General features: G+C 70.5%; 17 protein-coding genes and 1 tRNA gene. 9 read left to right on the top strand and 9 right to left on the bottom strand.

Going from position 1 to position 14,916, the window contains the following annotated elements; translation table 11 throughout:
- The 6 genes from E1200_RS07050 to E1200_RS07025 form a co-directional block, all read right to left on the bottom strand.
- The coding region (locus E1200_RS07050) for an SAF domain-containing protein (RefSeq protein ID WP_243708386.1) at positions 1–423 on the bottom strand (423 nt) is incomplete at its 3' end.
- Complete coding sequence (locus tag E1200_RS07045; RefSeq protein WP_131950983.1) at positions 420–1,235, bottom strand: S-methyl-5'-thioadenosine phosphorylase; 816 nt, start codon at positions 1,233–1,235, stop codon at positions 420–422. The genes E1200_RS07050 and E1200_RS07045, both read right to left, overlap by 4 nt.
- A gap of 243 nt (positions 1,236–1,478) precedes the next feature.
- Positions 1,479–1,832 carry an FmdB family zinc ribbon protein gene (locus E1200_RS07040; protein ID WP_131950982.1) on the bottom strand — a complete coding sequence of 118 codons (354 nt, stop codon included), beginning with the start codon at positions 1,830–1,832 and terminating at the stop codon, positions 1,479–1,481.
- Between the two features lie 162 nt (positions 1,833–1,994).
- Positions 1,995–3,479, bottom strand: coding sequence for a potassium/proton antiporter (locus E1200_RS07035; RefSeq protein WP_131950981.1), 1,485 nt, complete (start codon positions 3,477–3,479; stop codon positions 1,995–1,997).
- Between the two features lie 103 nt (positions 3,480–3,582).
- The gene (locus E1200_RS07030) at positions 3,583–4,572 is read right to left on the bottom strand and encodes a 2-hydroxyacid dehydrogenase (protein ID WP_131950980.1); all 990 of its coding nucleotides are present in this window, start codon (positions 4,570–4,572) and stop codon (positions 3,583–3,585) included.
- An 81-nt stretch (positions 4,573–4,653) separates the two neighbouring features.
- The gene (locus E1200_RS07025; RefSeq protein WP_131950979.1) at positions 4,654–5,235 is read right to left on the bottom strand and encodes a 5-formyltetrahydrofolate cyclo-ligase; all 582 of its coding nucleotides are present in this window, start codon (positions 5,233–5,235) and stop codon (positions 4,654–4,656) included.
- A gap of 33 nt (positions 5,236–5,268) precedes the next feature.
- Here E1200_RS07025 and galU point away from each other — a divergent pair, with 33 nt between their 5' ends.
- From galU to E1200_RS06985, 8 genes are all read left to right on the top strand, one after another.
- Positions 5,269–6,204 carry a UTP--glucose-1-phosphate uridylyltransferase GalU gene (gene galU / locus E1200_RS07020; RefSeq protein WP_131950978.1) on the top strand — a complete coding sequence of 312 codons (936 nt, stop codon included), beginning with the start codon at positions 5,269–5,271 and terminating at the stop codon, positions 6,202–6,204.
- Between the two features lie 26 nt (positions 6,205–6,230).
- A complete protein-coding gene (gene glp / locus E1200_RS07015; RefSeq protein WP_131950977.1) occupies positions 6,231–7,439 on the top strand; it encodes a gephyrin-like molybdotransferase Glp in 1,209 nt (402 codons plus the stop codon).
- Positions 7,440–7,489: 50 nt separating this feature from the next.
- On the top strand, positions 7,490–7,915 hold the full coding sequence (gene moaC, locus E1200_RS07010) for a cyclic pyranopterin monophosphate synthase MoaC (protein ID WP_243708388.1): 426 nt from the start codon (positions 7,490–7,492) through the stop codon (positions 7,913–7,915).
- Between the two features lie 8 nt (positions 7,916–7,923).
- Complete coding sequence (locus tag E1200_RS07005) at positions 7,924–8,388, top strand: MogA/MoaB family molybdenum cofactor biosynthesis protein (protein WP_131950989.1); 465 nt, start codon at positions 7,924–7,926, stop codon at positions 8,386–8,388.
- A gap of 99 nt (positions 8,389–8,487) precedes the next feature.
- The gene (locus tag E1200_RS07000) at positions 8,488–9,108 is read left to right on the top strand and encodes a GNAT family protein (protein ID WP_131950988.1); all 621 of its coding nucleotides are present in this window, start codon (positions 8,488–8,490) and stop codon (positions 9,106–9,108) included.
- A 215-nt stretch (positions 9,109–9,323) separates the two neighbouring features.
- Entirely contained in the window at positions 9,324–9,848 is a 525-nt protein-coding gene (locus E1200_RS06995) for a hypothetical protein (protein WP_131950975.1), read from the top strand.
- 47 nt (positions 9,849–9,895) lie between these two features.
- Positions 9,896–9,969: transfer RNA gene (locus E1200_RS06990), tRNA-Ala, on the top strand.
- 225 nt (positions 9,970–10,194) lie between these two features.
- Entirely contained in the window at positions 10,195–11,706 is a 1,512-nt protein-coding gene (locus E1200_RS06985; RefSeq protein WP_347813200.1) for a WGR domain-containing protein, read from the top strand.
- A gap of 42 nt (positions 11,707–11,748) precedes the next feature.
- Here E1200_RS06985 and E1200_RS33545 read toward each other — a convergent pair whose 3' ends face one another.
- A complete protein-coding gene (locus E1200_RS33545; protein WP_243708387.1) occupies positions 11,749–12,369 on the bottom strand; it encodes an FkbM family methyltransferase in 621 nt (206 codons plus the stop codon).
- A gap of 641 nt (positions 12,370–13,010) precedes the next feature.
- On the opposite strand from E1200_RS33545, the gene E1200_RS06975 reads away from it, so the two are divergent.
- Positions 13,011–13,400: a RidA family protein gene (locus E1200_RS06975; protein WP_131950973.1), complete on the top strand. Its 390-nt coding sequence runs from the start codon at positions 13,011–13,013 to the stop codon at positions 13,398–13,400.
- A 24-nt stretch (positions 13,401–13,424) separates the two neighbouring features.
- On the opposite strand, the gene E1200_RS06970 is transcribed toward E1200_RS06975, so the two are convergent.
- Positions 13,425–14,189, bottom strand: a complete 765-nt coding sequence (locus E1200_RS06970) for an enoyl-CoA hydratase/isomerase family protein (protein ID WP_131950972.1) — start codon at positions 14,187–14,189, stop codon at positions 13,425–13,427.
- Positions 14,190–14,229: 40 nt separating this feature from the next.
- Entirely contained in the window at positions 14,230–14,883 is a 654-nt protein-coding gene (locus E1200_RS06965) for a TetR/AcrR family transcriptional regulator (protein ID WP_165950222.1), read from the bottom strand.
- Positions 14,884–14,916: the final 33 nt, after the last annotated feature.

The following is a 14,916-nucleotide window of genomic DNA, read 5'->3' as shown; positions in this document are numbered from 1 at the left end:
TTGGAGGGGTGGAGGGTCGGGGGTGGTCAGGACGTCGATGCGGTCGCCTGGGTGGAGGAGGCGGACGGCGTCGGCGTCGGCCATGCGGACCGGGGTGGCCACCGTGTCGTCGCCGTAGCCGCGCAGGAGGCCGTCGCCCAGCACTCGGGCGTCGGTCAGGGGTTCGCCCTTGCGCATGGGGGTGGCTAGGACGCGGCCCCTGCCGGTGCGGAGGGCGCCGGACGGGGCGGCGGCGGTCGGTAGGGCCACGCGGCGTAGGTCCGAGGGTGTGAGGGTCTTCCCCGCGGGGAGGTCGCGGGCCGCGGTCAGAACGCGGACGGACGGTGGCGGGCCGGGGCGCAGGGCCAGCAGGGCGAGGCCCGCGGCGGCCGCGGCGAACAGGGCCGCCAGCGGCCGGCGCAACCGGGCTAAGCGGGCGTTCACGGCAGTTCCAGGGGGAGCTTCATGCCGTCCAGGGCCTTCGCGCAGGGGCAGGTGCGTTCGCCGGGCAGCGCCTTGACCACGTCGCCCACCAGGGTGCGGAGACGGCCGATGTTGTCGCCGAAGACGCGGAGCACCTCGTCCATGGTGACGCCCTCGCCCTCCTCGATCCCGGCGTCGAGGTCGGTGACGAGGCACAGGGAGGTGTAGCAGAGCGCGAGTTCGCGGGCGAGGACGGCCTCCGGGTGGCCGGTCATGCCGATCAGCGTCCAGCCTTGGTTGGCGAACCACTGGGACTCCGCGCGGGTCGAGAAGCGCGGGCCCTCGATGACGACGAGGGTGCCGCGTTCCGCGAGGTCCCAGCCGGCGGATCTCGCGGTCTCCGCGGCGGTGTGGCGGCCCACCGGGCAGTACGGGTCGGAGAACGACACGTGCACCGCGGCGCCGTGCTCGTAGTAGGTCTGGTCGCGTCCGGACGTCCGGTCGACGAGCTGGTCGGGGACGGCGAGCGTCCCGGGGCCGTACCGGGGGGTGAGGGAGCCGACGGCGCTCGGCGCGAGCACTTGGCGGACGCCGAGCGAGCGCAGCGCCCACAGGTTGGCCCGGTACGGGATCTTGTGCGGCGGGAAGCGGTGGTCGCGGCCGTGCCGGGGGACGAACGCCACGCGGCGGCCGGCGAGTTCGCCGACCGCGACGGGTTCGCTCGGCGGGCCGTACGGGGTGTCGACCCGCACCTCTTCGATGTCGTGCAGGAACGAGTAGAACCCGGAGCCGCCGATGACCCCGATCTCTGCGGCGGATTGCTGAGATGACATGGCGCCGACATTAGCCAGGCCGCCCCGGCGCCCGGGAGACCGTCCGCGGATTGTGGATAACTCAGAAGGCACCGGCCGGGACCGGGCCCGTTCCGCGGCGTGCCCATCAGCCGACGGGCTGCCGGACGAGCCAGGCCCATCGGCCGGCGACACGGCCGGTGCCTGGGCATGGCGGAAGCCGGGGGAGCCCTACGGCGTCCGTGTGCGACGGACGGCGGATCCCCCGGCGGAGGCCCTAAGGAATCAGGCGACCTTCTCAGAAGAAGAAGAGGAGGACGTGCTGGAAGACGACGAGGAGTCGCCCCCGGAGGACGACGAAGAGGTGTCCGACTTGGACGCCCCGGAGCCATTCCCGCTAGAGGAGGACTCGGTCGACGAGGACCCGTTGGACGAGGAGCCCACCGTCGAGCTCTTGCCGGAGCCGCGGCTGTCGGTGCGGTAGAAGCCCGACCCCTTGAAGATGATCCCCGCGGCGGAGAAGACCTTGCGGAGCCTGCCGCTGCACGCGGGGCATTCGGTCAGCGCGTCGTCGCTGAACTTCTGCACGATCTCCAGAGGCTCGCCGCACTCGGTGCAAACGTACTGATACGTCGGCACGGTTCCTCCTCGCTGACTCAGCCCGGCTGAGCCCCGGACTGGCACTCACTATGAACGACTGCTAATGGTACCCGGGGCTGGAACACGATTCGCCCCCGGCCTGTTCCCGGGCCGGTCTCCGTCCGGTAGGCCGCCGGAGCCCGATTCCCCGGCCGGACCCGGTCACAGGCCCGTCTCCCCGAACCAGCCGGCCAGCCGACCCTTGCGGCTCACCGCGCGCAGGCGGCGCTCCGTGGCCTCCCGCACGTTGTCGGTGGTCACGACCAGGAGCGTGTCACCTGCCTGCAGGGGCGTCGTGGGCTCCGGGACGAAACTGGACCCGTTGCGCACGATCAGCGTGACCGACGCGCCCGGCGGCAGCCGCAACTCGAAGATCTCCACCCCGCTCAGCATGGAATCGCCCGGAATCCGCACCTCCAGGAGGTCGGCGTGCAACTGCTCCAGGGGCGCCGCCTCCACGTCCAGCTCCCGCGTCTCGCCGTCGCTCTCCAGCCGGCACAGGCGGGCCGCGAGCGGCAGCGTCGGCCCCTGGAGCAGCGTGAACACGACCACGATCGTGAAGACGAGCGAGAAGATCCGGCCGGACTGCTCGACCCCCTGCACCATCGGGATGGTCGCGAGGATGATCGGGACGGCGCCGCGCAGCCCGGCCCACGACGCGAAGATCTTCTCCCCCCACGACATCTTGAACCCCATCGTGGAGAGCGCGACCGAGACCGGGCGGGCGACCAGCAGCAGCACGAAGCCGATCACCAGCGCGGGGACGATCTGCCCGGGCAGTTCGTTCGGGGACGCCAGCAGCCCCAGCATCACGAACACCCCGATCTGGGCGAGCCAGGCGATTCCCTCGGCGAAGCCGCGGGTCGCGGGGCCGTGCGGCAGCCGGGAGTTGCCGAGGACGAGTGCGGCGACGTACACGGCGAGGAACCCGCTGGCGTGCAGCAGCGACGCGACGCCGTAGGAGGTGATGGCCAGGGACATCACGGCGATCGGGTAGAGGCCGGAGGCGGGCAGCGCGATCCGGCGCAGCCCCTGCGCCCCGAGCCAGGCGATACCGACGCCGACGATGGCGCCCGCGACGAGCTCGTAGAGCATCAGGCCGCCGAGCGCGGCGAGGTTGGGCGCGCTGGGAGAGGTGCTGAGCGCGATCACGATGATCACGACGGGTGCGTCGTTGAAGCCGGACTCGGCCTCCAGCAGGCCGCACAGCCGGGACGGCAGCGGCAGCCGCCGCAGGACCGAGAACACGGCGGCCGCGTCGGTCGGGGCGAGCACCGCGCCGAGCAGGAACGCCGGCCGCCAGGCCATGCCGATCAGCCACATGGCGGACAGCGCCACGATGGCGATGCTGATCAGGGTGCCGATGGTGGAGACGACGATCGCGGCGGGCACCGCGGACCGGACGCGCCGCCAGTCGGTCGTGACGCCGCCCTCCGCCAGGATCACGACGAGGGCGGCGAACCCGAGCATGTGGGCGAGTTCGACGTCCTCGAAGGCGATGTGCAGGGGGCCGGCCTCGCCGATGAGGAGGCCGAGCCCCATGTAGACCAGGAGGGACGGCAGGCCGGCCCGGTGCGACAGCCTTACCGCGAGGATTGCGCTGAGTACGAGGGTGGACCCGAGGAGTAGCCAAATGTCGAGATGCACATCCCACCCTTCACGGGGTCCACAGCAGATCGTTTAGCAATCCTATTCATTCACGGGACGAACACATACGTGCGGTTGAGGGATGGCCCGCTGCGGCCGCCGGTTATCGCCGGGTGACCTGCGGTTCCAGACCGTTGATCACGTTCTGCACTTTCTGTCCCTGAACGGCCGCGCTGACGTTGTCGCGCACCAGCGACACGAGGTTCAGCTGAGACTGGATGGACGTCCCCGCCGCGTGCGGGGACAGCAGGACGTCCTCATGGCTGCGCAACGGGTGCCCCTCCGCGAGGGGTTCCTTGTCGAACACGTCCAGGGCCGCCCCAGCCAGCCGTCCCGAGTCCAGAGCGGCGAGGACGGCGTCGTCAGGCACGATGCCCCCGCGCGCCACGTTCACCAGCAGCGCACCCTCCGGCATCAGGGCGAGGCGTTCAGGGCCGATCAGACCGCGCGTTTCGTCCGTCAGCGGGAGAGCGAGCACAAGGATGTCGGACTGGGCGAGCAGATCGTCCAATTCCCGGTACGTGGCCGCGGCCTCGGGACGCGGGCGCCTCGTCCAGTAGGAGACCGTGCAGCCGAGTGCGGCGAACAGCCGCGCCGCCTCCGCGCCGATCGCGCCGAACCCCACGATGCCGACGCGCTGCGTGTGGACCTCCCGGGGCCGCCGGGCGACCACCTCCATCTGCGGCCAGCCGCCGGCGCGGACGCCCCGGTCCGCCCAGGCGAGGTGGCGGCACAGCGCGAACGCCGCGCCCACCGCCCACTCGGCGACCCCGCGCGCGTTGAAGCCCGCCGCGTTCGCGACCGGCACGCCCGCCGCCGTCAGCGCGGCGACGTCGAGGCTGTCGGTGCCGACCGCCGGCATCTGGACGAACGCCAGGCGCCGCGCGGCCCGCACCGCCTCGGCGTCCAGCGCCAGCTTGGCGCTGAAGTCGCCGATCACGATGTCGGCGTCCGGAAGCGCGGCGAGCAGCCCGGCACGGTCCCTGGGCTGCGGGAACGCCACCTCGGCGGCGTCCCCGAGCGGTGCGAACAGGCCGCGGACGATCTCGTCCGCGATCGGGGGCAGCGACAGGATCCGCCACGGTGCCGTCATCGAGAACCTCCCGTTCCGCCCCGGCATGGCCGCCGCCGGGCGATCTCGCCCCAACTCTAATGAGCCGCCGGGAACGCTCCGTCAGCCGAAGCGCAGCATCCCCTCGGCCGGGGTGACGGCGGCCCGGACGCGCTGGTCGTGCGGCTCGGCCGGGACCGACCGCAGGACCTCGTGGTCGTACAGCGGCGTCACGGTCAGGATCGCCGGGCCGACCCGGGCGAGCGCCCGGTCGTAGGAGCCGCCGCCGCGGCCGAGGCGCGTCCCGGTCCGGTCGGCGGCGAGCGCGGGGACGATCACGACGTCCGCGCTGGCCACGGCGCCGGGACCGCGCGGCGGCTCGGACGGCTCCAGGCAGCCGCGCCGCCCCGCGACGAGCGAGTCGGGGCCCTCGTAGGACGCCCAGTCGAGATCGCCGTCCGGGAGCAGCAGCGGGAGGATCACGTACGCGCCGCGCTTCCACAGCGCGAACAGCAGGCCGCGCGTGTCCGGCTCGTCGTTGATCGAAACATATGCCGCGATGGTCCCGGCCATTTCCACCTCGGGAACCGAAAGCAGGGCATCACGGATCGATCTGCCGGCCGCCGCGCGGGCTTCCGGCGTCATCGCCGCACGCCTGCGCAGCAGTTCGGCTCGTAGGTCGCTCTTGGAAACGATGTCCTGCACGCTGCCGTCCTCGTGGGTGGCTAGGGTCTGTACATGGCCGACAATGCACCTGTGCTCAAGGCGGTCGTCCCGGCGGCCGGGCTCGGTACCCGATTCTTGCCCGCCACCAAGGCGACTCCCAAGGAAATGCTGCCCGTCGTCGACAAGCCGGCGATCCAGTACGTCGTCGAGGAGGCGGTCGATGCCGGCCTCAGCGACGTCCTGATGATCACCGGCCGGAGCAAGCGGTCCATCGAGGACCACTTCGACCGGGCGTACGAACTGGAGGAGGCGCTGCGGGCCAAGGGCGACGACGATCGCCTGGAGGCCGTGCACGAGTCCAGCGACCTCGCCATCATGCACTACGTGCGCCAGGGCGAGCCGCGCGGCCTCGGGCACGCGGTGCACTGCGCCCGCCAGCACGTCGGCCGCGAGCCGTTCGCCGTCCTGCTCGGCGACGACATGATCGACGCCCGCGACAAGCTGCTGCGGCGGATGATCGAGGTGCGGCAGCGGCACGGCGGCAGCGTGGTCGCGCTGATGGAGGTCGAGCCCGACCAGGTCTCGGCGTACGGCTGCGCGGCCATCGAGCCGACCGACGAGGACGACGTCGTCCGGATCTCCGACCTCGTCGAGAAGCCCTCCGCCGAGGAGGCGCCCTCCAACTGGATCATCATCGGCCGCTACGTCTGCGACCCCGCGGTGTTCGACGTCCTGGAGAAGACCCCGCCGGGGCGCGGCGGCGAGATCCAGCTGACCGACGCGCTGCGCACCCTCGCCGACACGCCCGCCGACCAGGGCGGCGGCGTCTACGGCGTCAAGTTCCGGGGCCGCCGCTACGACACGGGCAACAAGCTCGAATACCTGCGGACCGTCGTCCAGTTCGCGGTGGAACGTCCCGACCTCGGGCCCGACTTCCTGCCGTGGCTGCGCGAGTTCGTGCGCGAGCACGACGCGAACGGCGGCGCGGCCGGCTCCGGGGACGCGTGACGGCACGCCGTGCTGGGGCCGTGGTCATGAGATCGGTCGACGAGCACCTGGCGGAGATCCTCGGCAGCGTCGGGGTGCTGCCGCCGCTGGACATGGCGCTCCTGGAGGCGCAGGGGACGGTGCTCGCGGAGCCGGTGTCCGCGCAGGTCCCGCTGCCGCCGTTCGACAACTCCGCGATGGACGGGTACGCCGTCGTCGCGGCCGACATCGCCGCGGCGGCCGAGACCTCCCCGGTCGCGCTGCCCGTCGTCGGGGACATCGTCGCCGGCGACACCGGCGTGTCGGCGATCCGGCCCGGCCTGACCGCCCGGATCATGACGGGCGCGCCGATGCCGGCCGGTGCCGACGCGGTGATCCCCGTCGAGTGGACGGACGGCGGCAACGCCACCGTCCGGATCTCCCGCGCCGCGCCGCCGGGGCACTACATCCGCCGGGCGGGCGAGGACGTGCGCGCGGGCCAGGTCGTCGTGGACGCGGGCGCCCGCCTAGGCGCCCCCCAGATCGGCATGATCGCGGCCGTGGGCAGGGCCCGGGTGATGGTGCGTCCGAAACCCCGCGTGGTCGTGGTCGCCACAGGGGACGAGCTACGCGAGCCAGGTTCCCCCCTTGGGCACGGCCAGATCTGGGAATCGAACGGCTACATGCTCACCGCCGCTGTGGTCGAGGCAGGCGGAGTGGGGTACCGGCAGGCCACCGTGGAGGACGAGCCCGGCAAGGTGCTGGAGATGTTCGAAGACCAGCTCGTCCGGGCCGACGCCATCGTCACCACGGGCGGCGTCTCCATGGGCACCAAGGACGTCATCAAGGAGGTCCTGTCCGGCACCGGGACGGTGAACTTCCACAAGGTGCGCATGCGTCCGGGCAAGCCGCAGGGGTTCGGCCTCCTCCAAGGCACGCCCGTCTTCACCCTCCCCGGCAACCCGGTCAGCGCCTACGTGTCGTTCCAGATCTTCGTGCGTCCCGCCTTGCGCGCCATGCAAGGACTGGAGCCCGACCCACTGCCGATGGTGAGCGCCGTCCTGGCGGAGGACATCAAATCCCCCGCCGGCCTGCGCCACTTCCTGCGCGGCGACCTCTCCTTCGATCACGGCACGTACACCGTCACCGCGGCAGAGGTGCAGGGCTCACACCAGCTGGGGTCGCTCGCCACCGCGAACTCGCTCATCCAAGTGCCGGAGGACATCGAGACCCTCCCCGCCGGCTCCCGCGTCGACGTCATGAGGTTGCCTTCTTGAGTGCCAAGGGCTCGGAGTTCACGCATCTGGACGAGACGGGCGCGGCCCGCATGGTCGACGTATCGGCCAAGGACGTCTCGGCCCGCACCGCGACCGCGACGGGATTCGTCCGCCTGTCTCCCGAATGCGTGGCCCTGCTGCGCGCCGGCGACGTCCCCAAGGGCGACGCGATCTCCGTCGCCCGCATCGCCGGGATCATGGGCGCCAAGCGCGTCCCCGACCTCGTCCCGCTGTGCCACCCGATCGCCCTGCACGGCGTCAAGGTCGACCTCGACGTCCAGGACGACGGCGTCGCGATCACCGCGGTCACCCGCACCGCCGACCGCACCGGGGTGGAGATGGAGGCGCTGACGTCGGTGACCGTCGCCGCGCTCGCGCTGATCGACATGATCAAGGCGGTCGACCCGGCCGCCGTGATCACCGACGTCCGGGTCGAGGAGAAGACCGGCGGCAAGACGGGCGGGTGGCGCCGGTGATCAGGGCGATGGCGGTCACCGTCTCGAACCGGGCCGCCGCGGGCGTCTACGCCGACAAGTCCGGCCCCGTCCTCGTCGAGATGCTGCAGGACCTCGGCTGCCAGGTGGACGGCCCGGTCGTCGTCCCCGACGGCGAACCCGTGGCCGAAGCGCTGCGCGACGCCGTCGCCGCCGGCTACGACGTGGTCGTCACCTCCGGCGGGACGGGCCTCACCCCCACCGACCAGACCCCCGAGATGACCCGCCGGATCATCGAATGGGAGATCCCGGGCATCGCGGAAGCGATCCGGCTGGAGGGCCGCGACAAGGTCCCCGCCGCGATCCTGTCCCGCGGTCTCGCGGGCGTCGCGTCCGGCACCCTCATCGTCAACCTGCCGGGCTCGACGGGCGGCGTCCGCGACGGCATGGCCGTTCTCGGCCGCGTCCTCGCCCACGCCATCGACCAGATCAAGGGCGGCGACCACCCCCGCTGAGGGGCCGTCCCGCACGAGAACGTCCCGCGTGACCGTTTTCTCGGGGAGAATTGATGGCGTTCAGACGTCCGACCAGGGAATCATGGAACCGTGGAACGTTTGCGGGGATGGCCCGCAACCCTGACCGAGGGTCCCGTCGGGCTGCGCCCGCTACGGCACCGCGACGCCGCCGCCTGGCGTGAGCTGCGCGTCCGCAACGCCGACTGGCTCCGCCCCTGGGAGCCCACGAACCCCGAGACGCCGCTGTTCCGCAGCGGCCTCGGCCCCTACGTCAGCATGGTGCACACCATGCGCCGCGAGGCCCGCCAGGGCCTGGCGCTGCCCTGGGTCGTCACCTACCAGGACGATTTCGCAGGCCAGCTGACCATCGGCGCGATCGTCTGGGGCTCCGCCCGATCCGCCCAGATCGGATACTGGGTCGACAAGCAGGTGGCAGGACGCGGCGTCATTCCCACCGCGGTCGCCCTCGCCGTCGACCACTGTTTCTTCACCGTCGGCCTCCACCGCCTCGAAGCGAATATCCGCCCGGAGAACACCGCGAGCCGCCGCGTCGTGGAAAAGCTCGGATTCCGGGAAGAGGGAATTCGGCGCCGCCATCTGCACATCGACGGAGCCTGGCGCGACCACATCTGCTACGCCCTCACCGTCGAGGACGTGCCCGGTGGCCTGCGCGCCCGCTGGCTCGCCGAGCGCAAACAGGCATTTCCCCGGCGCACTTGAGTCCGCCGTGGCTTTCCCGCCGTAAAAATCCTGCGATCGAGAAGCCGCGGTAAACACAGAGTAACGGCGAGATCGATCTCGCGACACACCGCCCCTTATGCTCGTCAACCTCTGACACGCCCTCGTACCGTGCGGGGCGTGACCCTGCTCCCAATGCACGTTCGCGCGCCGAAAGTCGGCCCGCCTCTTGAGCGTGCCCTGGGACGGTGGTACCGATGAGCAGCGCGGTCCTTTATCTCGCCATCGTCGCCGTCTGGGCCATGGTCCTCGTGCCGATGTGGCTGCGCCGCGACACCGAGGCGACCGGACTCACCCGCCTCCTCCACAAGCGCTCCGACGAACCCCTCGTCGAGGACGTCGAAGAGGAGCCCGTGGACGTCCCGGCCCCCCGGCCCCGCCGCCGGTCGAGCCGCGCCGCCATCATCGCCCGCCGCCGCCGCCGCACGACGGGCCTGGCCACCCTGCTCCTCACCACCACGGCCGTCGCCGCCTCAGGCCTGGCCCCGTGGTGGATCACCGCGCCGCCGACCGTCCTCATGGCCGGCCACCTGGCGCTGCTCCGCGTGGCCGTGGGCATGGACACCGCCCGCCGCCAGGCCGCGGCCCAGTCCCGCGCCAGAGCACGCGCCCGCGCCCGCGAGGCCCTCCTCACCACCGAAACCGCCGAGGTCATCGAACTCCCCACCCCGGAGGAGGTCTTCGACCAGTACGCCCCCGACCGCCGCGCCGTCGGCGAATGACCCGTGCACGAACACCCCCCGAAGTTTGCTAACCTTACGGAGTCCTCGGGGCTGTGGCGCAGTCCGGTAGCGCACCTCGTTCGCATCGAGGGGGTCAGGGGTTCAAATCCCCTCAGCTCCACCGAGAGACTCCAGGTCAGGCCCTGTTCGGAGCTACTCCGAGCAGGGCCTTGATCGTTTGTCATCACGTTGCCATCAGGACTCTCTGCCACCAGATGACACGCCTGCCCTGCGCCGCGACGTCGATCGCGTCCCGCGCGCTCACTTGAGACTCCCCGGCCGGACCGTCGCGCTCCTTCCCCAGGGCCTCCGCTGGCCGGCGGGCCTGGGATGACAGTTCGGGGGCGTGGGGTTCCGGGGGATCTGTCGGACTCGATCTGTACTGTCGGCGACGTTCGCAGAGTCAGGTGATCGAGAGGCTGGGATGGCGGAGCACCGTACGTACCTTGAGTTGTCCGAAGACGACGCCACCGCTCACAAGTTCTACGAGGTGGTCCGCTCCGGTACTCGGGTCACCATTTCCTATGGGCGGATCGGTTCCTCCGGTCAGACGAAGGTGACCGATTTCGCGACCGAGGCCAAGGCCGAGACGGCCGCCGCCAAGAAGATCGCGGAGAAGACCAGGAAGGGCTATGCCCCTGCGGTGCGGGGCGTGCGGCAGGCCCGTCCGGTCACCAGGCGCACCATGGTCAGCAGCAGGTCGACGGCCCGTCAGGCACCGGTGCTGTGGCGGTTGGCCACCGGCGCCGCGGCGTTCGGCATCTTCGTCGACCAGGACCGGTGCTGGGTCGGCAACCAGAACGGCGACGTGTACACCGTCTCCACCGACGGCACCGTGACCGGCCATTACCGGCTGCCCAACGGGGTGAAGTGCATCGTCGCCGACGACTTCTGGATTTACGCCGGCTGTGACGACGGCAAGGTGTACGACCTGAGCGGCAAGGTCCCGCACGTGGCCTACGAGATTTCCGCCGACGTCGACATCTACTGGCTGGACATCGACGACGCGATCCTCGGAGTGTCCGACCGCAACGGCCGCATCACGGCCGTCGACCACGAAGACGAGTACCAGTGGTCGCGCGACGTGGACGGCGACTCGGCCTGGATGGTGCGATGCGATGCCGGGAGCAACACCGTCTTCCACGGCCATTCACGCGGAGTGGCCTGCTATTCGGCCACCGACGGCAAAGTGGTCTGGCAGACGCCGGTCGGCGGCAACGTGCTGTTCGGCTGGCAGGAGAATCGCTCGGTATACGCCGCGACCGGCAACAAGGAGGTCTACAGGCTGGCCAAGGGCGACGGTGCGGTCGAAACGGTGTACCGCTGTGACGCCGCCGTCTTCTCCTGCGCGGCCTCGCCCGACGGGCGCTACGTGTTCGCCGGCGACAACCACTCGTCCATCTACTGTTTCGACGAGGACGGTACTCGCCTGTGGAAACTCGGTACGGGAAACGGCTCGGCTTATTCGATGCAGTTCCTGAACGAAAGGGTCTACATCGTCACCACCGACGGTTCGCTGCTCTGCATCGACGCGTCGGAGACGGCCATCCACGCGGCTCAGCAAGGGTCGGTCCCCAAACCCGTTGACGTAAAGGTCGCCTCGTCCCTGCCGACGTCCGAGCCGGTGGCGGTGCTGGAGACCACCTCGCAGCCCGGCGACGCCGTCGTCCTGGAGTGCTACCAGGACGGTTCCCGCCTCCGGGTGCGGGTCATCAGCGAGGGCTACGAGCAGTCATGGAACGTCCAGTTCCCCAAGGAGATCCGCCAACCCGGCGCCCGCTACGCCGTCGAAGGCGTCCGCACCTCCGGACGGGGCGGCTTCTACCGGGCCTACGGCGAGATCAGACGGCTCACCTGACCACCGCGGATGTTGTGGGTGCCGCGTTCTCACCGTGCGCTGCTACTGCGGGGTGAACAGGACGGAGTTGATGTAGCGGTCGCCGGGGTGGAGGGCTCTGCGGATGAAGCCTCGGTTCAGGTCGTGGACGGTGGCGCGCTGGTGGGTGCGGAGGTCGAAGTCGGACAGTAGGGTCCAGCCTGCACTTAGCAGGACGTGGCCGGTGTAGCCCCAGCTCTTCATCAGGGCGATCAGGTCCGGCATCTGACCGTGCCGTTCTTCCACTTCTACGATCAGGGTGGGCCGGTCGCGTGCGATGGTCTCGGCGGCACCGAGCAGCGCGTTCAGTTCGTGTCCTTCGACGTCGATCTTCATGAAGTGGACGTCGGTGAGCTTGAGGCTGTCCAGGGTGATCCGGGTGGTGGTCACGGGACGGCCGGTGCCGCCCGCCACCGAGGAGATTCCGGCTAACGCGTGGCCGTCCGGGATCCATAGGTCGATCTCTCCGCACTCGTCGGAGGCGGCGGCCTGGACGACTTCCACCCGGGGGAACGCCTGGCGCAGCAGTTCGGCCAGTCGCGGGTCGGCCTCGATGGTCACGACTCGGTCTGCTCGGGCCGCGAGGCGTCGGGTCCATGGGCCGAACCATCCGCCGATGTCTACCGCTGTGCCTCCGACCGGCATGTATTCGGGCAGCCGCCTCAACTCGGGCTCTAGGCGTGGGTAGACCGTCCGCACCAGACGGCCGACCAGGGCCGGCGGCAGTGCCTCCGCGAGCCAGCGTCCCGAGGACGCCCGGCCGGTTTGTGCCGGCGGCGATCCGGCGGCCGGTTCCGCCCGTTCCGGGGTCGGGTCGAGGACGTCGTCAACCAACTGCCCGCTCCGTAACATTCGTAGCGCCCGGAGGAATCCGCCCATGTCAAAGGGAATGGACGGAGCCCTAATGTCGAGGGAGACCACCACGTCACGGAGTTCTGCCGGAGCGAGCGAGAGACCGGGCCGGGTCAACGCTTGGCGATCATGCGTGATGATACTCCGAAGCGTGCCCGATGCAACTAGTTTGCGGACGCCCGACGGCTCGTCTATAGCTCGATGACCTGGGGTTGAGGTCAGGCCGACTTTCGGTCGAGCCGTTTTCTGGCGGCGTGCGGTCTGTATTGATGGCGGGGAGTGAGAGGTTGTAGTCGGGGAGTGGGGACGGATTTACGATATGTGGCCGACGCCGTTATCGGCTGCGCCTTTTCGTTTCCGTGCCAGTTGAGTCGTCCGGCTACTGGACGGGCGGGGGGCGTCACGGTGGGTGGCTCGGTCATTAGAATTCGCGCATGACGGAACGACGGGTGATTCTCAGCGGTTCGACGTTCGAGGAGCGGATCGGGTACGCCCGCGCCGTGGTCGACGGCGACCGGGTGCATGTGTCCGGGACGACCGGGTTCGACTACGCCACCATGACGATTTCCGAGGACGTCGTGGAGCAGGCCGAGCAGTGCTTGCGAAACGTCGAGGCTGCGTTGGCCGAAGCGGAGTGTACTTTCGCCGATGTGGTACGGGTGCGGTATCTGCTGCCCGAACGTGCCGACTTCGAGCCTTGCTGGCCCGTGCTGCGGCGTACTTTCGGCACGGTACGGCCGGCCGCCACGATGATGGTGTGCGGACTCGCCGATCCCCGCATGAAGATTGAGATCGAGGTGGACGCGCGGCGAGGCGCCGCGTAAGGGCCGGCCGTCCACCACCACGCCTCAGCGGCCGACGTAGCGGGGCTCCCGCTTCTCCAGGAAGGAGCGCACGCCTTCGCGGTGGTCCTCGGTGGTGAACAGGTCGCCCAGCGTGGACGTGACCCAGGCGCCCAGTTCGTCCCAGTCGGGGTCCAAGGCCCGCCGCAGTCCCCGCTTGAGGGCGGCGACGGCCAGCGGCGGGTTGGCCGCGATCCGTCCGGCCAGCTCGACCGCCGTTTCCAGGACGCGGTCGTCGTCCACGACTCGCCCCACGAGACCGATTCGTTCGGCCCGTTCAGCGTCGATGACGTCGCCCGTGAGCAGCAGTTCCGCGGCGTGCTCCCGGCCGACGAGCTGGGCAAGCCGGGAGATTCCGGCCACGTCGCTGCACAGCCCGCGCTTCACGAAGAGCTCGCCGAACCGGGCCCGCCGCGCCGCCACCCGGAGGTCGGCCATCAGCGCCAGCTCCATGCCCCACCCGACCGCCGGACCGTTCACCGCCGCGATGACCGGAACGTCCGTCTTCAGCAGCGCCCCGGCCGCCGGGGTGATCCGGGGCGCCAAGGGCGACGGTGGCGTCTCACCGCCGCCCATCAGCTCGCGGACGTCGTCCCCCGAGCAGAAGGAGCGCCCGGCTCCCGTGACCACGAGCGCGCGGGCGGTCGTGGAGAGAACCAGCTCGGTCAGTTCCTCGTAGGTGCGACGCCGCAGCGCATTGTGCACCTCGGGACGGTTCAACGTGATGACGCCGACATGCCCGTCGACCTCATAAGTGACATCTTGTGGCATAACGTCCTTCCGTGCAGTTCTAACCCATGGTTTACGGCACTCAGCTCCGCCCGGCGCACACCATGTCCAGCGCGAGCCGCTCATAGCGCGACGCGATCTCATCCCGGCTGAGCGGGCCGTCCGGCGAGAACCAGCCGGCCACGCCGGTGCACATCACGACGATCGCGCGGGACGCCTCCAGCGGGAGCGGCGTCCCGAACGCGCCGCGCTCGGTGCCCTCCACCACGACGTCGTCGAACAAACGCTGCTGCTGGTGCCGCTTGTCCAGATGACGCGTCCGCACCGGCTCCTCCAGGGCGCGCAGCTCGCTCGTGCCGAGCATCGTGCCCCGCTGGTCCTCCAGATGGAACAGCACGTGGGTCCGGACGATCGCCCGGAGCGCGGCGGCGGGATCGTCCCCGGCCTCGGCGAGGGCCGCGCGGGTCCGCCGCAGGAGCTCCTCGATCCCGCGCTCCATGATCGTCGCGAGCAGCGCCTGCTTCGACTCGAAGTGGTAGTAGAGCGCGCCGGGGCTCAACCCGGCCCGCACCGCGATGTCGCGGACGGACGTGCCGTGGTAGCCGTTCTCCGCCATCACCGCGATCGCGGCCCGCAGGATCCCGTCCTCGCCGGGCCCCTGAGCCGGACGCTCCACCGAGGCCGACCGTGCGGACACCGGGACGGCATCGGGCTCAGGCGTGACACCGCTCGTCACGCGGTCACCTCCCATCCATCACGACCGGCCGGT

The organism is Actinomadura sp. GC306 (genome assembly GCF_004348665.1).
GTDB lineage: Bacteria > Actinomycetota > Actinomycetes > Streptosporangiales > Streptosporangiaceae > Spirillospora.
The sequence above is the reverse complement of the archived record's forward strand: the minus strand, read 5'-3'. Positions and strand labels throughout refer to the sequence as shown.